The sequence below is a fragment of the Cryomorphaceae bacterium genome, assembly GCA_007695365.1.
GTDB lineage: Bacteria > Bacteroidota > Bacteroidia > Flavobacteriales_D > SKUL01 > SKUL01.
In genome coordinates this window covers 12,511-37,914 of sequence record REDV01000056.1, presented here as the reverse complement: position 1 = coordinate 37,914, position 25,404 = coordinate 12,511, and the positions used below count along the sequence as shown (strand labels likewise).

The window sequence follows — 25,404 nt, the reverse complement described above, 5'->3', positions numbered from 1 at the left end:
AGTTTTATTGAACCAGAGCTCTCGCCTTGGTGGTCTCTCCGAAGCATGCCACCTCATAAACAGAGCCTTCAGAAATGGTTTGGAAGAAGAGGGTTTCCCTGTCGGGGAAGTAGCGAGAGTAGGTTTTGATCTGACGGTCGGCTCTGGCTGCTACCGAGGGGTCAGCGGCTTTTGCGCGGTTGTAGTAATCTACCGCAAGCCAGAACACCGCTTTTGAGCCGAGCTTGCCGTCATCACATGCCTTACTGCTGGCCGCAATGGCATCGCCGTGCAGAATGAGGGCCTCGCCGCTTCTTGGGTTCTTTTGCAAAATGCGTGAGGCCAGCGCACGCGCACCTCTGTTGTCTCCCTGAATAAGTGACACCTGCCCGCTGCGAAGCAAATAGGTCTCAAGTCGGGTACAGCCTTCGGTGCAAAGCTGGGCAGCCTCGTCAAAGTAGCGCTTCGCGTCAGCATATTCTTTGTTTTTGAGCTTGCGCATCCCGAGGCTGTATGCTGCATCGTGGGTAGGGCTGTTTTGGTACACCACTGTGGCAACCTGCTCAAAGAAATCACTGTCGGTACAATCTGCCTCGTTCAATACCTTGAGCACTTTTTCATTTTCTTCAATATCATTGGGGTTTTCTGCGAGTTTCTTTTCAAAGATGCGCACCACCTGCTCGCAGTCGTCGGCAATTTTTGTGAAGAAGGTATAGAGGTTTTCGCGGGCCTTCACATATCGGTCGGCTTGTGCGGAGTCTTCCAGGTTTTGGATGTTGTACTCGATGTAGTTCAAAACCGGCATAAACTCTGTCATCAGGTCAGAGCGATCGGCTTCTCCCTGGCGGTATAGTTCGTAAATGGTTTGGTAAAATTTTGAAAGCACCTGAGCGTCCGTGTCGAATTTCTGCAGTGCAATAGAGCGTCGAAGTACCTTTTCGGCCTCTTTGGCTTCATCCGGCCTGTATCGCATCATGTCCACACCTTTTAAACCGAGCACAAATCCTTCCTCGCCGTAGTGCTCTATGCGCTTGTCGTAAATCCACATCAGGCTGTCTACGTATTGCTCTTTAACGGCTTCGTCAGCGGAATTATCAATCATGTGACGATAAAACCGCACACCGTCGGTGTAGAGGGTTTTTGCAGCTCCGGGGCAAATCTCTACTGCCTGACGCCAGGGCTTTATGGCGTCGTCAATGAGCTTTTGATTGCGGTACTCGCGATAGAGCGAAAGGTACTGCTTGCATTTTTCTTCAATTTCCGGGGTGTCGCCATAGTTTTGACCCATCACCGGAAGGGCGATGATTAGGGTTAAGATGCTTAGAAATAAATTTTTCATGGTACTTATTATTGCTTTGTTAATCATATTTTCTCTGTACAAACCAGTTGTTTCTAAAGTGTGGCATCAGGGTAAGGCCGAAAGAAATCATCACATAGTCTTCGCGAAGCAAATTATCAGCGGTGGTTCCTCTGCGGCCCATTTCAACTCCAATGTTGAAGGTTGAAGGTGTCTGCGGCCTTTTCAATGAAATCGGGATACCAACTCCAAAACTTATGCCATAGGCCTCCAGTTGTTGATCCTGAAGGATTAAGCTCAATTGTTCGTATCGAACACCCATCCGGTAGCGGGTTTTTTCGAGCACCTTCCGGCTTGCGCGGTAGTTGGGCATCAGGTCCATACCAAAAACAACCCGTTGGCTGTTGCCCATTTCATCTGTAAAGACTACATCCCCAATGTTCCTGCTGCTTTCAGACCACAATTCGGTGCGGTATTCCAGGCCAAAAAACCATTTCTGGCTTTTGCGGTTTACCATATCGAGACCTACGCCCACGCCATAAGAAGCAGGCACATAGGTGGTTCCGCTGCCGTAATCATTGTAATATACTGTGTCCTTGGCATTCTCTGCGCCGGTGGTCGCGCCAACAGTGAAGGTCTCGGCGAGCATAGAGCCGCGTGTATTGAGGTTTATCGGTAAACGGTAGGTAAGTCCTATGTTCATTCGGATAAAACTCCGATCTTTTTCAGTCATTTTGCGCAGGTGGAAGGCGTACATCAATCCAAAATCAAAACCGAGGTCATCAACGCGAATGCGGTTTTGAGCGCGAAAGTTGTATCCAAATCCTCCAAAAGGGAAGATCAGTTTTCTGGTTTCGTCCAGATTACCAAAAATATAGCTCACATTGGCACCTACAGACAAACTCGATTTGTTTCCTAACGTGTCTTCCTTTTCGAACAGGCGATAGGAGTTTCCGAGATAAGCCCTGCTCAAACCACCCACCCCGGTGTACTCCATTCGGGCAGATTCGTTCGATTCCGGAATAGGACTCTCATCTACTATGCTGTATCCCATTGAGCTGAATGGCATAACACCTGCTGCAAGCCCCCAGCGCTTGTTGGCAAGGGGAAACGCCACCGCCAGATTATTGATGACGTGGTTTTGGTTCATCTGCGACTGGTTTTCAGTGTGCAGACTCATGATCTGGTATCGCATTCCTACCGAAAAAATCGGCTTGGCTATGTGATGATAAGTGGCAGGGTTGGCCGCATTGAATGCAAAAGGATCGAGTACGGGAATGCTCAGGCCCGCCATTGAGAACTGCTCGGTTTGGGTTCCGTCGTGAATTTCACCAAGACCAAATCTGGAGTAGGGTGAAATAGAGGTGCTTTGTGCCCAGGCCCACTGCCCACAAAGCATGATGGCGAGCAGAAAAAATACGGACTTAGCGGTTCTGATTGAACTCGAGTATGTCATGTAGGCCTGTAAGCGTTAAAAATGGGTGTGCAAAGATGTGATTTTTTAGCTCCTCTTCAAAAAGGGATGCATCGCCGCCTGTGAGAAAAACAGAACATTCGGGGTATTCTGCGCGGTACTGTCGAATGATTTGGCGAATCTCGGCCAGCATACCGTTAACAACGCCCGAATGCATGCTTTCATATGTGCTTTGGCCGGTTAAAGGAGTCCTTTGAGCTTCGGTAAGCAGGGGCAAAGCATCGGTTTGATCGTGCAAAGCGCGGTAGCGCATGCGCAGGCCCGGCGAGATGGCGCCCCCCAGGTAGCCTTTTTCGGAATGCACAAAATCATATTTCAGACATGTGCCCGCGTCAATGGCCAGGGCGTGATGGTCGGGTTTCCTAAGCCGCCAGGCCGCCACAGCATTAGCAAGCCGATCGTAACCAAGGGTTTCGGGGGTGAGGTATCGCGTCTGGAGCGGGACGGGAGTTTGATGAGAGAGTTTCAGAAAAAACAGCGCTTCCTGTTGCAACTGCTTCTCCACCTCATTGCTTTTTGATGAAACAGTGCATAACAGCATCTTGCAGCGCGCGGGATGCCCAATCCAGTCGGAAATAACCTTGTATGAGGGACCGGGTAGCTGCATGTGTTCTACGAGCCCTCCCTGCTCAAAACGTGCCAGTTTTACGAGGGTGTTGCCCCAGTCAATGATGATGTTTGCCGACATGAAAAAAAATCTGTCTGCAAAGATATCGTTTGCCAATCAGAATAATTTCTATTTTTGCCGACCGATTCAAAGGTGCCATAGCTCAGTTGGTAGAGCAAAGGACTGAAAATCCTTGTGTCGCTGGTTCGATTCCAGCTGGCACCACCCCAAAAAGCCGCTTCGATTACGAGGCGGCTTTTTTTTGTTTGGGGGGAGAAATCCGGCTTTGGAAATCGAAGAATCGCACGCCGCAAAGCTGCATCGAGGTAATCTAAAAGTGATGCTCTGCACTTCAGTGCTGCCCAGCGCAATAATCGGCATTGTGCGAATCAATGCAGGCCTGCCAGACTGTGAGAAAGGTAGACCTGACGGGCGGTTGGTTCGAAGCCAATACTCCTGCGGTTGCAAAAAAAAAAGGCTATTGGGATATTTTGTACTTTGCCGTTCTAAACCAAATTTTTAACATTAACCAAAAGTCATGAAACTATTTTTGAGCTCCGTTTTCCTCAGTCTAACGATTTCGCTTACAGCGCAGATCGCACCACCCGTTTTTACAGATTTTAGCGTGGATTTTTCTTCTACCTATGAGGTAATTGACGGGAGTAAAATCTATTTTGAGCAGGATGGTTACAATTACGCGATCAAAATGAACGATTCAGGCATTCACTTTCAGAAATTTGACATGAGTGACAACCCTGCTCTGGTTGCTGAAAATACAGTAACAGACATTCAAGGTGTTTTCACATTCGAACAACTGATCGGCTTTAGTGGCCGTCGCTACTTCTTTTATTCGGTGTGGGGCAAAGAGAACAGAATAGAACAACTCTTTGTGCGGCCTATTGATCTCGAAAACCTGGTGCTGGTGGGTGAGCCAAAACTACTTCTTGCCATAGATGGTAAGCTCGAAGGAACCTTGATGTGGGGCAAAAGACCCGGAGTGGTAGATAAGTTCAAATACATCTTTTCGTCCGCCTCAGATAATTTGCTCATCCATTACGCCTACAAGTCTGAATCTGAGGCAAGAAAGAACACCTACCTGCAAATCGGGCTGAATTTGTTTGATAAAGACCTGAATCTCGTTGCACAGAACGACGTGCAGATGGAACGAAACATCAAAGAGCAAACCATCATTGGATATGAAATTGACCATGAGGATAATGTGTATATTCTCAACAGGGTATGGTCGGATGGTGCGTATAATTACTTTCACAAGAAGAGCGGTGATTTGCTCTATTACCTCGAAATCATGAAGGTGGATATGGCCTCAGGTGCTGTTACAAGTTTCGGTATAGACCCTCACGACAAAGCCCTTGTAGACCTCGGCTTTAGCATCGAGAAAGACCAGAAGATTCACCTGGCAGGAACCTACAGAGTAAACAAGGGAACGGCCCACGCAGATGGGGTATTCTATTCAACAAGAGATCTGGATGGAAACGTGGTTTTCGAAAAGTTTCACGAAATTCCTCTTGAAATTATCAATATGCACCGAAGCAAAAAGGATGCGAAAAAGTATGAGAAAGAGTATGTCAAAGGAAGGACAGAAAATGTGTACTATCCTTACCTTGATATCGATTACGTCTTGTTTTACGATGATGGGGGCGTGTACATGCACGGAGAGACGAGCTATTCCAAAACAGTAACCCGAAATAATGGTCGTCAGTTCAACACGTACTATTACGAGAACATTTTTATTTGCAAGCTGGATGCTGAGGGCGAAGTGGCATGGATGCAATCCCTGGGCAAGAGTCAGGCGCGGCCTCAGTCGGGCATGTTTTCTACGTCGTACAAACACCTGAAAATCAATGATTATCACTATTATGTTTTTCTCGATAACTACCGCAATGTGAGCGTGCCCATTAACGTGGTGCCTGCCTACTACACTGAGAATGCAGAAAACAAAGGGCAATTGGCGGCCTACAGGGTGGATCCCGTCAATGGAAATGTTGAAAAGCTCAATGTCCTGGATATGCAGGATGCACCTATCAAGGGATTCGGCCAAGGCCGGTCGGTAAAGCAATTCAGACCCTACCGTGTTCGCCGCGCTCCCGGAAATTCATTTGCAGTAGAGTTCTATGCCGGCAACAAGGAGGACGTCATGATGAAAGTGAGCATCAGCGAATGATGGTCGAGTCCTGACCATCATTTTGGGGGGTTAAGAGCGTGTTGTAGTTTGATGGGGAGCTCACACATTATGTTGTTTCCCTATATTCGTGGCCTTGTCAGGTTGATTACAGATGGCTTGTGTTTCGAGTTGCCCGGCTGTACCTGCATCCTAATGAACTCTGTATGAAGGCACGTGGTATAATCATTCTTCTTTCACTCTGTGTGTTCGCTGTGTTTGGTCAGCACCCAGAAAATGAGCGCGCTGAATTGAAAAATACGCCTGTTTTCGGAATGGTGCAGGATGCCGAAGGAAACCAATACAAAACGGTTATGCTTGCCGGTAACGAATGGATGGCCGAGAACCTCCGCAGTGCCGTGTTCTGCAATGGCGACTCTATTCTTTTTGTGCCCAGAGGTGGAATGAACTCCTTTAAAAGCCGGCCGGAAGAACAGCCCTGGGGAGACCTTGGAGTAGCGGCATGGGCGTACTACGGAGGCAGCACACGGGCCAGGGATATCCACGAATCGCGAGCAGAGATTAACCTGTACTATGGTAAATTGTACAACTGGTTTGCTGCGTCAGATGAACGCAATATTTGTCCCTGTGGTTGGCGCGTACCTACAGAGGCTGAGTGGAGAGAATTCATCAATTACTTTGGAGGTAGCAGGGAAACCTTTAACGCGGTAAAGAGCAACCACGATGGCTTTTGGAAATACCCGGATTCGCTTGAAACCGGCTGGACGGGGTTTGAAGCCATTGCAGGTGGGTACAGAAACCTGGATGGCAACTACTCGCACTTTGGTGAAATGGGATGTTGGTGGTCGCAGGATGAAGGTCAGCGCGACCGCTCAACAGGTGCCCGTGCTACCATTTGGTTTATTCCGGAGTACGACAACCGCTCGTTTCAAATTGGGTATGGCGGTAAAACCCTGGGGCACTCTGTGCGTTGCATCAAAGAAAAGCCCGGTGCTCAAAAAACAGCACAAAAAGCCATGAATCTCCGCGGACGTTATCAGATACAAAATGGTGCCGGTGCAACAGATGCGGCAGGTAACCAATACCAAACCCTGGTGATTGATCAACAGGAATGGTTCGTTCAAAATCTTCGTACGCGGGTGTACAACAACGGTGACCCGATTCCTGATTTGCCCGATACCGAGGATTGGCGCAACGCCGGGTCGGGAGCATTGTCGAGCTATGAAAACAACGCGGCGCACGATCAGGAGTACGGCCTTTTTTACAATGCTTATGCAGTAGAAGATGAAAGAGGGGTTTGTCCGTCGGGATGGCGTGTTCCAACCAGCCGTGACTGGGTGCTGATGCTGCGGGCAGTGGGTGGTCAGAATACAGCCGGTGAGGTGTTGCTTCATCCGGATGTGGATTTTGTGCCTGCCTTCGCTGGATTCAGAAACCTATGGAGTGGAACCATCGGCCAGGGGCGCGCCAGTCAATACTGGACATCCACCCCACATTCCTCAGACGACTCCTACTACTTCTACTATTCAATTGCCCCGCAGGGTGCCATTACAACGGTAAGCACACCCAAAGCTTCAGGAAACTCCATTAGATGTGTGAGAAATGTGGATTAACAATTTGAATACAAGCGTGATTTTGACCCTGCGCCACTACCTTGCTGTGGTCGCATTTTTGAGCCTTCCGGCTGTTCTGCTGGCCCAGCCGAATTTTTTTGACCACTCACGGACAAATGAGCCAACCTGGATCAAACGCCATTTTGTGATGGAACACGCCGATTCGCTGATGGATTTCAACAGCCACCAATCACTGAATTACAGGCTGAATGTTGAGCGCGAAAGCAGTGCGGTGCTTCACTTCAGAATTGAGGTAAAAAGCGAGCTTCCAAAGCCCGATGATTCTTATCCGCTTGCGTACGTCCCCGAACAGATTGCGCTGTATACGCGTCCTTCGAGGTACATTAACAGCAGCCATCCAACCATCGTCAACCTTGCCGACTCGCTCTTGAAATCGGCACAGGTTAATCTGCAACACGAGTTGGTTTGGCTGGTCATTCGCTACACGGGCGGACGACTCTCCTGGGGAGACCCCTCGGCGCTGCCCTCTGCCACAGATGCCTATGAAAGCAGGGTAGCCAATTGCATCGGCTTTACCCATTTGCCGGCCGCCATCCTTCGGCATCTGGGTGTACCTTGCCGTACAGTTCGCACCTTTATGGGGTTGAACCTCACGCCGCATTACCTGCTGGAGGTATATTACCCCAGCGAAGACAATTGGGTAACCTACGATGCTCAAACCGGAGTGCCATTGCCCGATAACATTGCACTTTACACCCATCACGATTGGGATTTTGAAGGCCAGAGAAGAACCCGGCCGATGGTTACGGATCCCAATATCACCGTTTATATCGGGCATTAGCTTGCTTAGCTGAACCTCAAGACCTACCAATATTGGATTGAGGCGAAGCGCTTCCGCTCAATTTCGTACCTTGCAGACATGCCGCGGTGTGCATTTGCCATACTTGTTTGTTTTCTGCTTGTTGCTGAGGGTTCAATAGCCCAGAGCCAGCGCGAAATGCATGCAGATTCTCTTGCCCGAATGGCCATTGCCCTGATGGAAGAGGGCGAGCCTGTTCGCGCCATCGAATTGCTGGAAGACGCTAAAAAGCTTTTCAACAAGTGGTTGTACGACTATGAAATAGGGTTGGCATACTACATTATGGAGGATTATGCCCGGGCCGAAAAAATCCTCAAAAAAGTTCAGCGCCGCGACGGCTCCGACCCGCTCCAGTATAAAATGCTGGGCAATACATACAGCCTTATGGGTAATCGCGACAAAGCGCGTAAAACCTATCACAAAGGGCTTAAGAAATTCCCCAACGCGGGGAGTCTTTACCTGGAACTTGGTGTTGTAGAAAAGCTAGACGCCAATTTTGAGCAGGCTCTGTACTATTGGGAGCAAGGGATTGCCGCAGATCCGCTCCACGCATCTAACTACTACTGGGCTGCCAAATTTTTCGACGGTACCCAAGAGCGCATCTGGGCCTTGCTTTACGGAGAAATTTTTCTGAACCTCGAGTTCAATACTCCGCGCGTAAATGAAATCAGCGCGCTGCTTTTTGAAGTGTACAACGATGTGCATGAAAACAAAGGCGATACTGCTCAAACCCTCCATCTCACCCAAAAGGGCTTTACCATCAACGTATCGCTGGAGGACCTCAAAAACCTGAAAAAATCAAGTGCCGAAGAAATGGCTAAACTCTTCCGTTTGCCTTTTGAGGGTGTGGTGTCGCTTTCCATGGCCATCGGAAGTATTCACTACAATGACGACGGTAGTATTGACCTTGAAGGAATCCATCAATTGCGCACTGCATTTATAGAACACTGGATGCTGGGCGAGGACAACAAGCAGGAGACTTACCCCTTTGTGTTGTTCCCCTTTCACGCACGGATGATGGAGCAAGGGCTCTTTCAGTACTACAACTATTTTTTGTTCAGAGCCGGTGATCCAGAGGCATTCGAGGCTTTTAAAAACGACAATGAAGCCGGGTTTTTTCGGTTCTTTGAATGGTACAACCAAAATCATTTGCCGTTTGGGGAAAACATTCATAGTCGACTGCTGATGTTTTGATTACATAGGCGTTACGATTGCGTGGCAGTAATACTATTTTTGTCGCGAAAGAATGTACACAAATGAATCAGCAACAGGTTTTTTCAGCCCTTACTTTTATCGGTGAACTAGGAAAAGAGGATATTGGGTGGGTGTTGAGTAATGCCATTGAGCAACAGCTTATTCAAGGTGAGTTAGTTGTAAAGGCTGGCGAACTACCAGGTGCTATGTACGTGGTAATTCACGGTTTAATGGAGGTTAAACTACCGGGTTCCCACCAGGAGGTTACCCTGCTCGGACCCGGAGAATGTTTTTCAGAGGTAAGCTTTATTGACGGACAAATGGCGTCGGCAGATGTGCGTGCACGTGAAAACACCATGCTGCTCGTATTACCTGCTGAGGTATTAAGCCAACATCTCGACACAGATGAGTGTGCCAGATCAACCTTTTACAAAGCATTTGCAGTAACACTGGCCACCAGACTTCGCAAAGCAAACGCATTGGTTCAATCCCTGCAATCGAAAGCCGCGGATACAGAATTTTGCAGTGATAGCGAATCACGGATTTATCAAATGATTAATGCGTTACAAGAGGGGTTTTTTCATGCTGATCAGGAAGCCATTAAGTCGGACAACGGGGTAAAAGAGTCAACAACACTGAAGTTGAGAGAAGGTTTCTCGAATTTTGTAACTGAGCTTAATCAACTCATTGGTGATAAAAGCACACTTAACTTAAGCCAACGGGCGCATATCGGTGCCAGGGTGCAGCAAGCTATGTTACCGTATCTCACGTTGTCGGAATTGGGTGATAGAATGTACGCGAAGCCTCGCGGTTACGCCGGAGATTACCTTACAATCGATCAGATTTACAAGAACAGCCCTGCAGGTTCTGGCCGTTTGGGTGAATTGTTGGATCAATGTTTTCTTGATCAGTCGGCCGGCAAAGCGGTACAGAACAGACGTGGACTGATGGTAGAAGAAATTACCGCTACACTGAAAGAACGCAATGGTGAGTTAACAAGAGTGACCAGCCTGGCCTGTGGCCCCGCTGCGGAGCTGTTTGATGTTTATGCCAACATGAATGATCCTAATCAACTCCAGTGCACATGTGTGGATATTGATTTTGAGGCGCTTGCTCATATTTCCGCCCGTACTACTCCTCGCCTGAAGAACTGCCTGAAGCTTACCAACGCAAACCTGGTCTATCTGGCATTGGGTAGAAGTGAGCTCAACCTCCCACCTCAGGATATTATTTATTCAATAGGATTAATAGACTATTTCAACGATAAGTTTGTTGTTAATCTGCTCAACTTCATTTACGGAAAACTGAAAAAAGGAGGTCGAGTAATTCTTGGGAATTTTCACCCTGCCAATGAGACGCGTGCATTGATGGATTACGTGCTTGATTGGAAGCTCATTCACCGGACAGAAGAGGATATGCATCGGCTTTTTCTCGAATCGGCATTCAATTCGCGCTGTGAGCAAATCCGTTTTGAGCAAACCGGGATTAACCTATTTGCTATTGGCAGAAAGTCATAGCGCTTGCATGTTGGGTTTCGCCATTGGTCTAAATTGCTGTATGACATAGTTTTGGTAATTGTGCTCTATACTTTGGCCGGTTCGTGACATCCGTTTGGTATTTTGTGCGATTTGCCGGTTGCTCTGGCATTTGGTACATTGCACCCTCTGGGTGGTGGCATGGTATATGCCGCTGGTTACAAAAACTCTGAAAAATGAAATTAGTCTTTGTCATTGTGCTCGGTTTCTATACATCGATGCTTACATCAGTTCAGGCACAGGTAATGTTTGGCGGCTCAAACGCTGTGGCCACCATCGACAACGGAGAAATTCGCCTGAATTCGGGCGAAGTTATTGGGTACATTGATGGCAACCAGGTGCTGAACAGAGAACACAAGGTGCTGGGCAGGGTTGAAACAGGACGGGTGTTGGATGCCGCCGGCAACGCGCTCGGATTTGTGGAAGACGGACGCGTGATGAACAACGCGCGCAACACCATTGGTTACATTGAGAGCGGACGCGTACTCACCATGCGCCGGCAGATTATCGGTCACTGCGATACACGCCGACCCGAAGAGGGCGCAGTGTTTTTCTTCTTCCGTTTTTAGGTCAAGGTTGTTGACTGCATCATTGCAACCTCTTTTCTTTTTTTTCGTCAGCCAAACAATTGCGAGCAAGGTGGCGAAAGCTTTTTGACAGGAGCAAGGTGCCGCGTTTTTGCTTGATGATGGAAAATCTCTATTACCAGAAACTGCCTATCTTGCGCGTCATGAACCAAATGAAACACCTACTCCTCGCTGGATTATTGATTTGCGGCAATGCGCTCCACGCTCAGTTTACGCTTTCTTTAGCGGATCATTACCCGTCTATTGGTGATGAAGTATATTACACGAGCTTCATCGATATGGCTGAGCCGCTTCCCATCACCGGGGGCGGGGCCGATTTGGTCTGGGATTTTTCAGAATATGTAGACGGCATTCAGTTGCTCTACGAGTACATTCCTGTCTCTCAGGGTTTGTTTCCAAATGACTACCCCAATAGCAACTGGGTTGAAAGAGGACAGGGATATTCAAACGGCAGTTTCAGTACAGGAGAGAACTATTACTCCTTGGGCGCACAGGGTGTAGCGCTTGAGGGACAGTTTATTGAAGGTTTTGGAAAGGTAGATTACTCTATACCCCGATTGACTTACCCTTTTCCAATGAATTTTGGGGATGTAGCAGCTGATAACTGGTTGGCGACTGGTTTCAATGATGCCAGCGGCGAGGAGGACACCAGAACAGGTCAGAGCACCTTTGAATTCGATGGATACGGTACGCTTATTCTTCCCCACATTACCCTCGAAGATGTGGTCAGAGTGCGGACGGTGAACGAACAAGTGATAGACCTGGGTCCAGCGGCCATCACCTTTGTGGACACGATCATAGTTTGGTACTCACAGGACTTCAATCACTACGTTGCATCCTATACGAAAGGTGAATACATTGGATTTCCCGGAAACGACATTATAACGCTCCAGTTTATTCGTAATCCTGAGGAGATTATTCTTGTTCCCGAACTGGATATTTCAGTTTCAACGCCCACTGCATGCGATGGTGATTGCCTGACCTACACCAATCTCTCGGATGATGGTGTAATAGCCAACGCCGAAGAAGTGAGCTGGCTATGGACGTTTCCCGGAGGAGCGCCGGCCACATCAACCGCTCAAAACCCGGGTAATGTGTGTTATCAGGAGCCAGGTACCTATGATGTGATTCTGGAAGTAACCCTCGATGGCTTAACTTTCACAGAGACTTTTCCAGAAATGGTTGCCGTTGTAGAAGGCTGCGGCCCCATTGCCAACTTTGATTATACACCCATCGTTTGCCTTGGGCAATGCTACGATTTTACCAACACAAGCAGCAACGCCGTTGAGTACTTCTGGACCTTTGAAGGTGCGGCCACCTCCATTTCTCAGGAATTCAGCCCAACCGATATCTGCTACCTCGATCAAACAGGCATCTACAACGTTACCCTTACCGTAGCCAACGCCAACGGCAGCAGCACCAGCATCACCCAGCAAATTACCGTGGTCAATCCGCCCAACGTAAACGCAGGGCCCGATCAAACCATCATCCAGGGAACTACAACCACGCTGAGCGCCATTGCCGGCAACGGAACCGGCAACTTTATCTGGCAGCCTTTTGAAGATGTAACCTGCTTTTCGTGCCCGGCAACCACCACCTATCCACTCAACGAAACCACCACTTTTGTGGTGTTTTATGAACAGTCAGGAGGTTGTCAATCGTCTGATACCGTTACCGTTTTTGTAGAGGAGTCTTTTGGTTTTGGAATCCCCAACTCGTTTTCACCCAATGGCGATGGTGTAAACGACGTGCTGTTTGTGCGCGGCAGCAACATCACCCGGATGAATTTTGTGGTGTACAATCGCTACGGCGAAGAGATGTTTTCTACCACCGATCAAAGCAAAGGCTGGGACGGCACCAAGAATGGCCGCGAGTTGAACGCAGGCGTGTTTGGTTACTACCTCGAGGTTTTTCAGCTCGACGGCACAAGGCATGAAGTGAAGGGCGATGTGACGATGGTGCGTTAAAAGCGCAAAGACTGCCAGGCCATTGGTTTTGCCATACCTGAATTGCCTATGCACTGCTGGGTACGCGCCCTGTCTCCAGCTTATTTCAAAACAGCCAGCGCTGCATCGTAATCGGGTTCTTCTACAATGTCGTTTACCTGTTCAGTATGCAGTATCACACCATTTTCGTCGGCAACAACAACCGCTCTGGAGTGAAGATTCTGAAGGGGGCCATCCGTCATTTCCACGCCGAAGGCTTTGCCGAATTCACCGGTGCGGAAATCAGACAAGGTCTCTGCGTTTTCAATTCCTTCTGCGCCGCAAAATCGCGCCTGGGCAAAGGGTAAGTCGCGTGACACACATAGCACGGCCGTGTTGTTGAGATGTGCTGCCTTTTCGTTGAATTTGCGCACTGACGTGGCACAAACGCCGGTATCAATGCTCGGGAAAATATTTAAAACGACTCTCTTGCCCTTGAAGTCGGCTGCCGAAACTGACGACAGGTCTTTACGCACCAGCTGAAAATCAGGCAGGGTTTGTCCTTTTTGCGGTAGGTTGCCAATGGTGTTTATGCTGTTTCCTTTGAGTGTGATTTGTGCCATGGTAATGTTTTTTGAAGTGTGTAACAAAGATAGTTATACAACACACAACAGAACCAAGTGTTCACGAGGGTTTTTCAGCACGGTTTTTGCTTTTGAATACGCTGATTTTCCTCTCTTGAAAACTTTCCCGTTAAGTGTGTTTCTCTCTGTGTTGACTTTCATACCTAATGAAGTGCTCAATCTGCGCAGGATTAGACTTGTTTTGATGCTCTTGTTTTTGGGGATGGGGGGCGTCTGGTCCCATGTTCACGGCCAGATCATTAAGGTTCTGGACAGCGAAACGGAAGAGCCTTTGGAGATGGTGACCCTGATGAGTGATGCTCCTCTGGTATTGGAAACCACCAACGCCAAAGGAGAAGTTGATATTTCGGCTTTTCGCGGCACGCGGCAAATTGTGGTGAGGCGATTGGGCTACAGAACGGAAATCACCAACTATACTGCACTTAATGAGGTAGGCGGAGAGATTCTGTTGAAGTCCACGGTCAGGCAGTTTGACGAGGTAGTGGTGTCGGCAACCCGGTGGAGCCAGCCTGCGCAAAACGTTCCGTCGCGTATAACATCCATTACAGCGCGGGATGTTGCCCTCTACAATCCGCAAACCGCCGCCGATTTGCTCGGTTCATCGGGCGAAGTATTTATCCAGAAAAGCCAGCAAGGAGGAGGAAGCCCGATGATTCGGGGCTTTTCGGCCAACAGACTGCTGTACACCGTGGATGGCGTGCGAATGAACACGGCTATTTTCAGGTCGGGCAATCTCCAAAACGTTATTTCACTCGATCCGCTTGCCATCGAAAACACCGAAGTGCTCTTTGGCCCGGGTTCCATCATGTACGGCAGCGATGCCATTGGAGGGGTAATGGCCTTTGCCACCCTTGCGCCGCAATTCTCAACCAACGACAAAGTCCTCGTGAAGGGAAAAGCCCTGAGCCGCTTTTCATCGGCCAATAATGAGTCCACCCATCATTTCGACGTGAATGTAGGCTGGAAAAAATGGGCGTCGGTTACGAGCTTTACGTACTCTGAATTTGGTGACCTGAGAATGGGGCGTCACGGCCCCGAGGAGTACCTCAAGCACTACACCGTACAGCGCATTGACAGCGTTGATCGCGTGGTGCAGAATCCCGACCCTCTGGTGCAGTCGCCTTCGGGCTACTCACAAGTCAACATGATGCAAAAAATCCGTTTCAAGCCCAACGAGCACTGGGATTTTCAGTACGGCTTTCATTATTCAGAAACCTCCGGCTTTCCGCGATACGACCGGCTCATTGAAACCACCGGTAACGGTTTACCGCGCTCGGCTGTGTGGAATTACGGACCTCAGGTATGGATGATGAACAACCTGCACGTATCGCACACGCAACCCACGTTTCTGTACGACGGTATGAGCCTGCGACTGGCACACCAGTATTTTGAGGAAAGCCGGATTGACCGACGCTTCAACCATCACCGCTTGCGCACACAACTGGAAGAAGTTCAGGCCTACTCCGTAAACCTGGATTTTGAGAAGAAAATCAACAAGCACCAACTATTCTACGGGGTGGAATATGTGTTGAATGATGTGCAGTCAACAGCGTCGGCCGTGGATATACGCAACGGTAACCCCATGGCTGTTCCCGACCGCTATCCGGATTCGCAATGGAGCAGCTACGCCGCCTACCTCAATTACCAGTACCCTCTTTCAGAAAAATTTCTGATGCAGGCCGGTGCCAGGGTAAATGGCTTTAACATTCGCTCTGACTTTACCCGTCACCTTGAGTTTTTCCCTTTTGACTTTACCAGTTCAAGACTTCAAAATGGCGCCACCAACGGAAGCATTGGCGCTGTGTACAGACCTACCGATCAGTGGAAAATCAGCGCCAACCTCAGCTCGGGTTTTCGGGCTCCCAATGTAGATGACATCGGGAAGATTTTTGATTTCACCGCCGGACAAGTCATCGTTCCCAACACCAACCTCACGGCAGAATACGCTTACAATGCCGAGCTGAATGTTTCGCGAATTTTTGGCGATGTGCTCAAACTCGATTTCACCGCATTTTACACCTACCTCGACAATGCGATGGTGCGCAGGGCATTTCAGGTAAACGGGCAGGACAGCATCGTGTTCAACGGCGAAATGAGTCAGGTTTTTGCCATTCAAAATGCGGCCTTCGGTACCGTTTTCGGGTTTAATGCGGGTGCGGAATTCAAGCTTCCGGGAGGTTTCAGTCTTACTTCGAATTACAACTTCCAGCGGGGTGAGGAAGAAATGGAAAATGGTGATGTTTCGCGCTCGCGACACGCCGCGCCAGCCTTTGGAATTACACGACTTACCTTTAGAAAGGAAAAGCTGATGATGCAGCTCTACGCGGTGTATAGCGCCCAGGTGAGTTTTGAAAACCTCAACGAGGAAGAGCGGCAAAAACCCTTTATTTACGCCACCGATAACAATGGTAATCCCTACTCCCCGGGGTGGTACACCTTGAATTTTAAGGCAATGATTCGCTTACTCGAAAAGTTCTCAGTAACAGCCGGAGTAGAGAACATCACCGATCAGCGCTACCGGCCATACAGCTCGGGCTTGGTAGCTCCCGGACGCAACATGTTTATCACCCTTCGCGCAGACTTTTAGCCTGTTCTCAAAAGTATGTTTCGGCAATCAGCCGATAGGTATTTGCATGAGCTTCTACAATATCGGCAATCCGCTCGCTGTAGCCTCCTCCCATGCTGATCACCAGCGGTAAGTTATGTTGATGGCAGCGCGAAATGACTTCTGCGTCACGTTGGCGGCAGCCCTGTATGGTCAATCCGAGATGACCCAGTTTGTCAGAGGCCAGCACATCCACGCCACATTGGTAAAACACAAAGTCGGGTTGAAAGGAGTCCATAATACGGGGCAGGTGTTGACGAAGGAGCTTGAGGTAGGCATCGTCCTGAATGCCTTTGGGCAAGTGAACGTCCAAATCGCTTTGTTCTTTGTGCAGCGGGTAGTTGTCGCGCCCGTGCATGCTGAAGGTGAAAACTGTGGATTCATTGCGAAAAATCTCAGCGGTGCCATTTCCCTGGTGCACATCCAGATCTACCACCAATACCTTTGTGGCCAGCTGCTGATCGAGCAGAAATCTGGCCGCAATGGCGATGTCATTCAACAGGCAAAAGCCCTCTGCGCGGTTGGTGTAGGCGTGGTGCGTTCCTCCGGCAATATTGGCGGCCGCGCCGAATTCCATGGCAAAACGGGCAGCTTGCAAGGTGCCTTGCATAATGCATTGCTCGCGCTCAATCAGTTGGTGTGAGTGCGGAAAACCGGAGCGGCGCTGCTCCTGAGCGGTGAGTTCAAGGTTCTTCAGCCGGTGCCAGTAGTTTTCGTCGTGTACCCGCAAGAGGTCTTTTTCAGCTACCCTTTCCGGGGTAAAGAAGCTCCTTTCAGACACGGTTCCTTCATACACCAACTGCTCGGGAAGCAGGCTGTATTTCTCCATCGGGAATTTGTGCCCGTCGGGAAGCGGGTGATGATAGATGGGTGACCAAGCTATTTTGAACATACCGCAAAATTACAATCGACATCAAGCTTTGTTTGCCAAAAGTATTCGAAAGCGAAGGTGTATCTCGTTATGTTCCGGATTTCAGCAATAATCTCTCAAGTTTAATGACATATTGGGAGTGTTTTCACCTGATTTTTAGAGTTTTTTCCTCATGTGTGGTAAATAGTATTTTCTACTTTTATAGTATTCATGCAGCTTTTGAAGAATTGGACTTGAACGTGTTGATTTTGGTCATTTAAAAACCTAATTAAAGCCATTCGTCGAACAAATACTTTTACTGATCTTTGTATTATCTCTTTTTATCGAAGAGTTGGGCTAATTAAAATTCTAACTAATTCAATTGAAAATGAAAAAAGCGGTTTTGTTTTTCGCAATGGCTGCCATAGCTGTTGCTTGTTCTAAAGATCGAGACGAAGTTCTGAATCCTCAGAGTGGTGTTTCGACTCCTGTTGCCAAATCGATGGCACTTCCTCCTGTAGTGATCACCGGAGAGAATCCCGGAGGCAATGTAACGTGTGAAGAAGCGGGTGATTATTCGCTCTCAAGCGGGAAAATTGACTACGAAGGTGGTGTTTTTGAAGGTGAGTGGCCAGCCGGGTTTGACGTGTCGACAGATGGTATCCATGTAAACTGGAGCTATACCGATCCCGATGGTGAACTGTGTATTGGTGACATGGCCGTAATCGTAAAGGGCGGCCCCAGTGCTCACGTGTACTACTATCCCGAAGGAGGTAGCAGCGACGCGGGCATTACCGCGCCAATCAACCCTAATACGGGCACGCCTTACGGGCTCAGCAACCTTACCTTCTGCTATGATCTGGTGCCTTGTGATGATGAAGATGACCCTTGTTACCAGGATGAGACTGCCTGGGCCGATGGACCCCGCTACCGCCCAAAAGGTAACTGGGCTACATACACGCCTTATGAGGCCGGTGATGTGATTCTTTATGCAGGTCAGCACCACAACGCCGGAACTGTTAACCTCTCAGAGGTTATGGGTGGTATGGTAACCATTACCATTACGCTCAACGAAGGCTTTATGTTGAATACAGAAAAGAGTGAATCTGTAAAAATTCAGGGTTACATGAATACACCGCCCTCAAACAACCCTGCTCCAGGCTTATTCAACACGTACAAAGGCGACCAGCTCATGGTTACTGTTTCTGCCTTTAACTTCTACGGAATCCATCTGGATCTCTTGAGAGAAGTAGATTGTGATTAATCAGTGATTGAAGCATTTCAACCCCCCGGAGGCTTGCTTTCGGGGGGTTTTTTGTGCACTACTTCGCCAGCAACCATGTGGCCATCGAAAAGTAGATAATCACACCACTGATATCCGCCAGCGAGGTAATCAGCGGAGCGCTGGCCGTAGCAGGATCTACTCCAAAGCGGGTGAAAACAAAAGGCAGGGTGAGCCCAATCAAACTACCGGTAATCACAATAGACACCATGGTAAGACTCACCACCAGAATGATTTCCGGAGCTCGAAAACTCGCTACCAAAGCCACTGCCACCGACATCGTAAGCCCCAGGAGCAAAGCAACCACCAACTCGCGCCCCATGAGTTTTAACCAGTGCTTCATTTCTACCTCACCGGTAGCAAGGGCGCGAATAATAAGGGTGGCCGATTGGGCTCCTGCGTTTCCGCCGCTGTCAATAAGTAAAGGCAGAAAAAAAACCAGTGATACCATGGCTGCTATGGTTTCCTCAAAAGATGCAATCGCCGCACCGGAAAACACGTTCATAAACACCAGCACGGAGAGCCAGAATACGCGTTTGCGATAAATCTCAAAAATCCTGCTTTTTAAGGGGTTCAACACTCCTGCTGCCATCGAGCCAAAGCGGTGAAAGTCTTCGGTGGCTTCTTCTTCGGCCACATCGAGCACGTCGTCCACCGTTACAATACCCAGCAGAATTCCGCGTGAGTCGGTTACAGGCAGGGCCACGCGGTCGTAGTCGCGAAACACGCGGATGGCGTTTTCCTGATCTTCGCTGGCTTCGAGTGCAACAAATTTCTCGTCCATCAAGTCCTGAATGCGTTCTTCAGGATTTGCCAGCAGGATTTCGCGTACCCGAAGGTCGTCGAGCAGTTTCCAGTTTTCGTCGGTCACGTAAATCACGTTGAGCGTTTCGCTGTCCTTGCCAAATTTGCGAATGTGCTCCAGGGTTTGACGAATAGTAAAATCGGGCCTTACCGCCACAAAATCGGTGGTCATCAGACGACCGATACTCTCATCGGGATACCCGAGAAGTTGGGTGGCTATTTTTCGGTTTTCGGGCTCCAGCATGCGCAAAAGGCGCTGGGTAACAGCGGCGGGCATTTCCTCCAACAGCGCGGTGCGGTCGTCGGGATTCAGGTCGTTGAGCAGGTTGGCCAGCAGTTGTTGCCTGGTTGCCAGCTCCTCTATCAATGATTTCTGCTTGTCGGCATCCATCAACTGGAAGGTCTCAGCAGCTTCTTCGCGGGGCAGCAGCCTGAATACAACCACATCGAGTTCCGCAGGTAATTCGTCAATCAGTCGGGCTACTTCCAGGGCGTCAAGTTCCATTAACTGGCGGCGAAGCGCAAACAGTTCGCTCCTATCAATCAGCTCCCGAATTTGAGATTCATTGAGTTGTGGGGTTGTGTCAACGGTCATAAACGGAGTTTTTTGATGATGGCTTTGGCACTTGGGTGTTAAGCCCCGAAATTAGGAAAAGTGATTGCGCCAGTTGCACTTTGCCTCTAATTACCGGTACTCGGACTTTACCATCATCTTGATGACACTTACCAGTTGGTCGAGGTCATGCGCTGCGTAGTACACCCGCTCCAGTTTGATGCCATGATACACGTGAATGATAAAGTTTCTGAAAGAGCGGGGGATGTGCCATGGATAGTCGTAGCGAGCCAGCATTTCTTCGTCAATGTGCTTAATGGCTTCACCAATAATCAGAAATTGGTATTGCACAGCGCTCTGCACTTTTTCGTCTTGCAGGAATTGTTCTTCAGATACGTCGGCCACAAACAATCTGATAAGACGAATAGCTTCCAGCACATGCTCCAATCTTTCTTTGGGGGTGGGCTTATCCATAGATTTTTTGAAGTTGATGCCTTGCCGTCTTGAATGCAAAATCTTTCAACTGGCCTTTTTCAGCCAGATCAACTTTCCTGTTGATTTTTTGCTCGATGATGTGAGCAATATCGAGCAAGTCGAACATCGAGTATTTTTTCGCATCGTTCAATTCTACAATGATGTCCACGTCGCTTTCCGGTTTGGCTTGAAGGGTAGCGGTTGAGCCGTATATCCAAGCCTTTGCAACCCTTCCATCTTTTCGCAATACCTTGACTATATCCGATGTTAGTCCGGCCAAACTGCCCTTGCTCTGTACATAAACGGCCATTTTCTCCGCTGCCAATTGCAGTACTTCAGGCCCGAGATCTTCTTCAGCCAAATCATACACCAGTTTGTCCGTAAGCCACAACGTGGCTAAATCTTTCCGGTTGACTTCGAAAAAGTCAGCAAGAGCGTTTACCTGATCTCTGGTTGCACGCCGCTGTCCGCGCTCAATCTTGCTCAACACCGCCTGGTCAATTCCCAACCCGGTAGCCACCGCTCTCAAGGGTAGACGCCGTTCCTTGCGCAGCCTTCTGATGGTTTCACCAAAGCTCTCTATGTTCTTGTGTGCAGACACGTTTTCTTGTTTTTTGACAAATCATGTCAAAAATACAAAGTTCTGAGGCATGGTCAAAGTGCGTGAAAAACTCCTGGCATGATTCCTTTCAGGACTTACCACACCAATAAAATCTTTAACTTTGAAAAACCACCAGAAGATTCGGCTGCTTTTTACACGCTTTTTGTTACACCACCTCCAAGCCCTCCATATTCTACTACTCTCCAGTGCGCAACTTTCGCAATCAAATTGCAGAATACCATTGCCTCAACCAGAACAATACCATGTGCCGCCCTTAGCTGAGCCACGCAGGCTTTCGGATATCTGTGCGGGTTGGTTTCAGGCCATACCCTCGCGCAAGGGCATGAAAAAAGCCATTGACCGCGGTTGGGTGCTTGTAAATGGTGAAGTGGCAGACACCGGTCGCTGGATTCATGGTGGTGAAAGCGTTGAGCTACGCCGTCCGGAAGTGGTTAACAAGCCGCAATTTGCGCTGAAGCTTGAGGTGCTTTTCGAAGATGAATACCTCGCGGTCGTTGTGAAGCCCGCCGGAATCGCTGTAAGTGGAAACCAACGTCGTACGCTGGAGAACGCACTGCCCGGTAATCTTTCGCAATCCACCATGCCGGATGCCCTGCTGCACCCGGAGCCGGTTCACCGTTTGGACTTTCCCACAAGCGGGGCCTTGTTGGTGGCCAAAACGCAAAAGACGTTGGCAGCGCTGAATAAAATGTTTGAGGACCGGCAGATTGAAAAGCGTTACGTGGCCGTGGTGGCCGGGAGTATAAATCCCGAAGGCGAAATACATCTCCCAATCGCCGAAAAACCGGCCCATTCGGCCTACGAGGTTGTGTATTCATTAGATTCCAAGCGATTTGGGCAGCTTCATTTGCTGCGTCTGGTTCCCTATACGGGCAGACGACACCAATTGCGGATTCACATGGCTTCATTGGGTTGCCCTGTGTTGGGTGATCTTCGGTACGCAGGCGAATCTACCCTCCGAGGAAAGGGGCTTTTCCTGCATTCAGAAATGCTTCGTTTTGTGCATCCGGTAACTGGAACAGAATTAGAGGTGAAAGCGCAAGTGCCTCAGAAATATGATCGCTTTTTGTTGCGATAGGGGCATGAAAGGCCGGGACGTTAAAAAATATCCAATTCGGTGTCGGTGAGTATATGGGTCAGAGATTAGCTGGCCAGAAATACATAATGAGCGGAACCGCCAGTGCTGCGACGAGGATGGTCATCGGGATGCCCATATTGAGAAAATCCCGGAATTTGTAGCCCCCGGGGCCCATAATCAAGGTATTGCTTTGGTGCCCGATGGGAGTGAGAAAGGTGGCCGATGCACCAATGGCAATAGTCATGAGAAAGGCATCACTGCTGAGGTTGAGCCCCGACGCCAAACCGATGGCTATGGGCGCCATCAGCACAGCAGTGGCGGCGTTGTTGATGACATTGCTCAGCAACATGGTAGTGACGAGCAGAGCAGCGATGGATCCCCAGGTCGGGAGTTGATGTCCTACATCCAGCATCAGCGAGGCAATGTATTCTGCCCCTCCGCTGTCTTCCAGTGCCGCACCTACGGGAATCATCGCTCCGAGCAAAACAATCACCGGCCAGTCTACACTCGTATAGATATGTCGTATGGGAAGAACACGTGTTAGAACCATTCCGAGCGCCGCACCCATAAAGGCGATTTCAACATTCAGCCAACCCAGCAATACTGTGGCGATGGCTGCTGCAAAAATACCTACGCCAAGGATGATATTCTGCTTTTTACCGATGGTAAAGTTGCGATCCGCCAGGGGCAAACAACCCATTTCAGCAACTGTTTCATCAATACCTTGTGCATAGCCTTGTATAAGCAGTACATCACCGGGCTTGAATTGCATATGGTCAATGCGTTTGCGTCGCTGGATGTTGCTGCGTGCAAGTGCGAGCAGGTTTACCCCGTATCGTTCGCGCAACTGAAGGCCCGAAGCTGTGCGATCTACAATGGGTGAATCGTTCATCACCACCACCTCAAAAGCGCGCAGTTCGTCAGATCCCTCCGCATCTTTTCTCAGCAAATCGGTGCCCACCATTTCTGTACCCGAATCGTTTACAAACTTCTTCAGCTCATCCGAATCGGCTTCAATAATCAGAATGTCGCCTTCGCGTAGTTTGTTCCACTTACTGGGTGCGTGCATCAGCCGATTGTCTCTAATAAACCCCAGCAATATTACTTCGCTTTTGCTCGTATCGTTTAATTCGTTCACGTTCAGACCAAGAATTTTTGAGTCTTTGGTAACCCGCACTTCGGTGATATAATCGTCAATTTCAAAGCTGAGCTGGTTTTTGCCCGCACCCTCTCTTCGGGGTATGAGCCGCCATCCAATGAGCACAATAAAAAGTAGTCCGACAATGGCCAAACCCATCCCAACTGGCGCAAAGTCAAACATGGAGAAAGATTTCCCCGCTTCATCTCCGCGGTAAGCAGCAATGATAATGTTAGGCGGTGTACCGATGAGCGTAATCATGCCACCCAGCAATGAACTGAAGGCAAGAGGCATCAGTAGAAGCGATGGTGGACGCCCGCTTTTACGGGCCATGTGTATGGCCACGGGCATGAGCACGGCAAGTGCACCCACATTGTTCATAAAGGCGGAGGCCACACAAACCATCGCGCACAAGGCTGCTACCTGTAGAGTGGGTTTGTCTCCAATGCGTGTAAGAAGTTTCCCGATCACATCAATAAGTCCTGAGTGCTTTAATCCGGCGCTTACTATCAACACGGCTGCCACGGTAATTACAGCAGGATGCGCGAAACCCTCAAAAGCGCGTTCAGGTTCAATATTGCCGGTGACGATGAGTATAAGTAAACTGCTGATGGCAACGATGTCGTGACGAAAGCGCCCCCAGATAAATGCTACAAGGGTGAGCAAGAGTACAATGAAAACAATAAGGGTTTCGGTACTCATCAGTAGGCTATATTGGTTTAGGGCTGAGGTCTTCCGGTGGTTTGGTAGTACTCACGCAACCCCTGCTTCAGATTGTAAAAACGAACAACCCCAATGGCAACAAAGACTACGCTCAATCCCAAAGCCACAAAACCCAGCCATCGGATGTTTTCAAAGTCGCGCAATTGTAGTATACCCAGACCACCGAGTACCATGTACAGTGATGTTCTAAGATAGGTTAGCAAGGTGCGTTCATTGGCCAGCCGGGTGCGCTCAAGTGCCAGGAAATCTCGCAGTATGATCTCCTCCTTGTTCTGGAATTCATATTTGAGTTTCAATACATTTTTCAGCATAGTGATTCTTATTTCAAGGCTAAAAGTAAGATAATTAACCTTTTTTTCAAGGTTTCATGGGTTGAAATCAGGACGGCAGGGATTTCATTGCTGAAGATTTCATCAAGCTACCCGTGCTCGGGTCTTTAGCTTTGAAAACAGCAGGTAGCCGCACGCCTGCCCTCGGCCTCGGTTACGCATTAGAGCAGTACATCAAGCACAAGTGCTGCGTCCAGATCGGTAATACCATCAATGCCCGGGGCTGAGTAGAGATTTTTCCCGCGTGCCGTCATAAGTTCTTGAAGGCAGGCAGGTCAATTGGTGCGAAAGCTTTCGGGGCAACTCATGCAAGTAGTTCGGAGCTACTCGCTCCTCCTATTGCATAATTTGGGATAAATGTCTATTGAAAACGGAGACATTTACTATGAGGTCATTTCACGAAAAAAAAACATATTTGCAACCTGAACCATCAGCCAACCTAATAGGTTTTATGTCGAATTCTAATTTAACCATGATGCCACTGAACCCGGTTTTGCGCTTCGGAGCCTTCGCTTTCGTTCTTTTGAGCCTTGTAGCATGTCGCCCTGCACCCAACGACTTTGTAGATGATTTTGATCTTGTATACACTTCTTATGATGTGAATTACAACTTTTCGGTGAAGAGCACATTCGCCCTGCCCGACTCAGTGCTTGTGATCGGCGAAGGAGAACCTGATAACAATCTGCACAAGTTTGACGACTTGATTCTTGAGGCGCTCTCGCGACACATGATCAACCTGGGCTGGGAGCGGGTTTCGCCTGACTCTTCGCAGCTCGCAGACCTGGTCATGCTTCCCATGATCAGTGCTACCGAGTACTCTTCTTGCTTTATGCCCTGCTGGGATTGCGGCTGGGGCTATTGGGGAGGATGGGATTATTACCCCGGTGGCTGGGGTGGCGGCTGGGGTTGGTATTACCCGCCTTCAATGGCTTGCAGCGATTTCCGAACCGGAACCCTCTTTGTTACGCTCTCTGATCCGAACAACGCAAACAACCTGGCAGAGGAAATTCCCGTGGCCTGGAAAGGAGTGGTAAACGGCTTTCTCCAAGGCTCCGACGCTTCTATTGCAACGCGTCTTGAAGTGAATTTAAGCCAAATGTTCAGTCAATCACAAGTTCTTAAAAAGTAGGT

At 49.0% G+C, this 25,404-nt stretch carries 20 protein-coding genes, 1 tRNA gene and 1 pseudogene; 12 read left to right on the top strand and 10 right to left on the bottom strand.

The features are described from left to right. Positions 1-4 precede the first annotated feature (4 nt). The 3 genes from EA392_03245 to EA392_03235 are packed head-to-tail and all read right to left on the bottom strand — an operon-like array spanning position 5 to position 3,474. On the bottom strand, positions 5-1,345 hold the full coding sequence (locus EA392_03245; GenBank protein TVR40713.1) for a hypothetical protein: 1,341 nt from the start codon (positions 1,343-1,345) through the stop codon (positions 5-7). Continuing rightward, positions 1,338-2,732: a hypothetical protein gene (locus tag EA392_03240; GenBank protein TVR40712.1), complete on the bottom strand. Its 1,395-nt coding sequence runs from the start codon at positions 2,730-2,732 to the stop codon at positions 1,338-1,340. Before EA392_03240 ends, EA392_03245 begins: the two co-directional genes overlap by 8 nt. Further along, positions 2,701-3,474 carry a type III pantothenate kinase gene (locus EA392_03235; GenBank protein TVR40711.1) on the bottom strand — a complete coding sequence of 258 codons (774 nt, stop codon included), beginning with the start codon at positions 3,472-3,474 and terminating at the stop codon, positions 2,701-2,703. Before EA392_03235 ends, EA392_03240 begins: the two co-directional genes overlap by 32 nt. A 35-nt stretch (positions 3,475-3,509) precedes the next feature. Here EA392_03235 and EA392_03230 point away from each other — a divergent pair. From EA392_03230 to EA392_03195, 8 genes are all read left to right on the top strand, one after another. Further along, a tRNA-Phe gene (locus tag EA392_03230) sits at positions 3,510-3,585 on the top strand. Between the two features lie 310 nt (positions 3,586-3,895). Continuing rightward, a complete protein-coding gene (locus tag EA392_03225; GenBank protein ID TVR40710.1) occupies positions 3,896-5,539 on the top strand; it encodes a hypothetical protein in 1,644 nt (547 codons plus the stop codon). 119 nt (positions 5,540-5,658) lie between these two features. After that, on the top strand, positions 5,659-7,110 hold the full coding sequence (locus EA392_03220; GenBank protein TVR40709.1) for a hypothetical protein: 1,452 nt from the start codon (positions 5,659-5,661) through the stop codon (positions 7,108-7,110). Continuing rightward, the gene (locus tag EA392_03215; protein TVR40708.1) at positions 7,100-7,912 is read left to right on the top strand and encodes a transglutaminase family protein; all 813 of its coding nucleotides are present in this window, start codon (positions 7,100-7,102) and stop codon (positions 7,910-7,912) included. The genes EA392_03220 and EA392_03215 overlap by 11 nt, the downstream gene beginning before the upstream one ends. Before the next feature lie 78 nt (positions 7,913-7,990). Continuing rightward, positions 7,991-9,124 (top strand): hypothetical protein, encoded by a 1,134-nt coding sequence (locus EA392_03210; GenBank protein ID TVR40707.1) that lies wholly within the window; start codon positions 7,991-7,993, stop codon positions 9,122-9,124. Between the two features lie 62 nt (positions 9,125-9,186). Next, positions 9,187-10,641 carry a hypothetical protein gene (locus EA392_03205; protein ID TVR40706.1) on the top strand — a complete coding sequence of 485 codons (1,455 nt, stop codon included), beginning with the start codon at positions 9,187-9,189 and terminating at the stop codon, positions 10,639-10,641. Between the two features lie 236 nt (positions 10,642-10,877). After that, a complete protein-coding gene (locus EA392_03200) occupies positions 10,878-11,228 on the top strand; it encodes a hypothetical protein (GenBank protein ID TVR40705.1) in 351 nt (116 codons plus the stop codon). A gap of 116 nt (positions 11,229-11,344) precedes the next feature. Beyond that, positions 11,345-13,213 (top strand): PKD domain-containing protein, encoded by a 1,869-nt coding sequence (locus EA392_03195; protein TVR40704.1) that lies wholly within the window; start codon positions 11,345-11,347, stop codon positions 13,211-13,213. An 80-nt stretch (positions 13,214-13,293) separates the two neighbouring features. Here EA392_03195 and EA392_03190 read toward each other — a convergent pair whose 3' ends face one another. Beyond that, positions 13,294-13,794 (bottom strand): thiol peroxidase, encoded by a 501-nt coding sequence (locus EA392_03190; GenBank protein TVR40703.1) that lies wholly within the window; start codon positions 13,792-13,794, stop codon positions 13,294-13,296. Positions 13,795-13,999: 205 nt separating this feature from the next. Between EA392_03190 and EA392_03185 the strand changes: the two genes are divergently transcribed. Next, positions 14,000-16,402, top strand: a complete 2,403-nt coding sequence (locus EA392_03185) for a TonB-dependent receptor (GenBank protein TVR40729.1) — start codon at positions 14,000-14,002, stop codon at positions 16,400-16,402. Between the two features lie 7 nt (positions 16,403-16,409). On the opposite strand, the gene EA392_03180 is transcribed toward EA392_03185, so the two are convergent. Next, the gene (locus tag EA392_03180) at positions 16,410-17,312 is read right to left on the bottom strand and encodes a histone deacetylase (protein ID TVR40702.1); all 903 of its coding nucleotides are present in this window, start codon (positions 17,310-17,312) and stop codon (positions 16,410-16,412) included. Positions 17,313-17,658: 346 nt separating this feature from the next. Between EA392_03180 and EA392_03175 the strand changes: the two genes are divergently transcribed. Further along, positions 17,659-18,534 carry a hypothetical protein gene (locus EA392_03175; GenBank protein ID TVR40701.1) on the top strand — a complete coding sequence of 292 codons (876 nt, stop codon included), beginning with the start codon at positions 17,659-17,661 and terminating at the stop codon, positions 18,532-18,534. 58 nt (positions 18,535-18,592) lie between these two features. Here the strand turns inward: EA392_03175 and mgtE are convergent, their stop codons facing one another. From mgtE to EA392_03160, 3 genes and pseudogenes are all read right to left on the bottom strand, one after another. Beyond that, positions 18,593-19,951: a magnesium transporter gene (mgtE, locus tag EA392_03170; GenBank protein TVR40700.1), complete on the bottom strand. Its 1,359-nt coding sequence runs from the start codon at positions 19,949-19,951 to the stop codon at positions 18,593-18,595. Between the two features lie 90 nt (positions 19,952-20,041). Next, positions 20,042-20,383 carry a DUF86 domain-containing protein gene (locus EA392_03165; protein ID TVR40699.1) on the bottom strand — a complete coding sequence of 114 codons (342 nt, stop codon included), beginning with the start codon at positions 20,381-20,383 and terminating at the stop codon, positions 20,042-20,044. 307 nt (positions 20,384-20,690) lie between these two features. Continuing rightward, a pseudogene (locus tag EA392_03160) lies at positions 20,691-20,945 on the bottom strand (XRE family transcriptional regulator). Positions 20,946-21,327: 382 nt separating this feature from the next. Here EA392_03160 and EA392_03155 point away from each other — a divergent pair. Continuing rightward, positions 21,328-22,083 carry an RluA family pseudouridine synthase gene (locus tag EA392_03155; protein ID TVR40728.1) on the top strand — a complete coding sequence of 252 codons (756 nt, stop codon included), beginning with the start codon at positions 21,328-21,330 and terminating at the stop codon, positions 22,081-22,083. Positions 22,084-22,141: 58 nt separating this feature from the next. On the opposite strand, the gene EA392_03150 is transcribed toward EA392_03155, so the two are convergent. Both EA392_03150 and EA392_03145 read right to left on the bottom strand, forming a co-directional pair. Then, complete coding sequence (locus EA392_03150; GenBank protein ID TVR40698.1) at positions 22,142-23,923, bottom strand: SLC13 family permease; 1,782 nt, start codon at positions 23,921-23,923, stop codon at positions 22,142-22,144. Positions 23,924-23,940: 17 nt separating this feature from the next. Next, entirely contained in the window at positions 23,941-24,255 is a 315-nt protein-coding gene (locus EA392_03145; GenBank protein ID TVR40697.1) for a DUF202 domain-containing protein, read from the bottom strand. 403 nt (positions 24,256-24,658) lie between these two features. Between EA392_03145 and EA392_03140 the strand changes: the two genes are divergently transcribed. After that, positions 24,659-25,402 (top strand): DUF4136 domain-containing protein, encoded by a 744-nt coding sequence (locus tag EA392_03140; protein ID TVR40696.1) that lies wholly within the window; start codon positions 24,659-24,661, stop codon positions 25,400-25,402. Positions 25,403-25,404 lie beyond the last annotated feature (2 nt).

What these genes read in the sequence shown, in the direction of transcription:
- EA392_03245 (TVR40713.1), bottom strand. Translation starts at nt 1,345, where the DNA reads ATGATTAACAAAGCAATAATAAGTACCATGAAAAATTTATTTCTAAGC.
- EA392_03240 (TVR40712.1), bottom strand. Translation starts at nt 2,732, where the DNA reads ATGACATACTCGAGTTCAATCAGAACCGCTAAGTCCGTATTTTTTCTG.
- EA392_03225 (TVR40710.1), top strand. Translation starts at nt 3,896, where the DNA reads ATGAAACTATTTTTGAGCTCCGTTTTCCTCAGTCTAACGATTTCGCTT.
- EA392_03215 (TVR40708.1), top strand. Translation starts at nt 7,100, where the DNA reads ATGTGGATTAACAATTTGAATACAAGCGTGATTTTGACCCTGCGCCAC.
- EA392_03210 (TVR40707.1), top strand. Translation starts at nt 7,991, where the DNA reads ATGCCGCGGTGTGCATTTGCCATACTTGTTTGTTTTCTGCTTGTTGCT.
- EA392_03205 (TVR40706.1), top strand. Translation starts at nt 9,187, where the DNA reads ATGAATCAGCAACAGGTTTTTTCAGCCCTTACTTTTATCGGTGAACTA.
- EA392_03200 (TVR40705.1), top strand. Translation starts at nt 10,878, where the DNA reads ATGCTTACATCAGTTCAGGCACAGGTAATGTTTGGCGGCTCAAACGCT.
- EA392_03195 (TVR40704.1), top strand. Translation starts at nt 11,345, where the DNA reads ATGATGGAAAATCTCTATTACCAGAAACTGCCTATCTTGCGCGTCATG.
- EA392_03190 (TVR40703.1), bottom strand. Translation starts at nt 13,794, where the DNA reads ATGGCACAAATCACACTCAAAGGAAACAGCATAAACACCATTGGCAAC.
- EA392_03185 (TVR40729.1), top strand. Translation starts at nt 14,000, where the DNA reads ATGCTCTTGTTTTTGGGGATGGGGGGCGTCTGGTCCCATGTTCACGGC.
- EA392_03180 (TVR40702.1), bottom strand. Translation starts at nt 17,312, where the DNA reads ATGTTCAAAATAGCTTGGTCACCCATCTATCATCACCCGCTTCCCGAC.
- EA392_03175 (TVR40701.1), top strand. Translation starts at nt 17,659, where the DNA reads ATGAAAAAAGCGGTTTTGTTTTTCGCAATGGCTGCCATAGCTGTTGCT.
- mgtE (TVR40700.1), bottom strand. Translation starts at nt 19,951, where the DNA reads ATGACCGTTGACACAACCCCACAACTCAATGAATCTCAAATTCGGGAG.
- EA392_03165 (TVR40699.1), bottom strand. Translation starts at nt 20,383, where the DNA reads ATGGATAAGCCCACCCCCAAAGAAAGATTGGAGCATGTGCTGGAAGCT.
- EA392_03155 (TVR40728.1), top strand. Translation starts at nt 21,328, where the DNA reads ATGAAAAAAGCCATTGACCGCGGTTGGGTGCTTGTAAATGGTGAAGTG.
- EA392_03150 (TVR40698.1), bottom strand. Translation starts at nt 23,923, where the DNA reads ATGAGTACCGAAACCCTTATTGTTTTCATTGTACTCTTGCTCACCCTT.
- EA392_03145 (TVR40697.1), bottom strand. Translation starts at nt 24,255, where the DNA reads ATGCTGAAAAATGTATTGAAACTCAAATATGAATTCCAGAACAAGGAG.
- EA392_03140 (TVR40696.1), top strand. Translation starts at nt 24,659, where the DNA reads ATGAGGTCATTTCACGAAAAAAAAACATATTTGCAACCTGAACCATCA.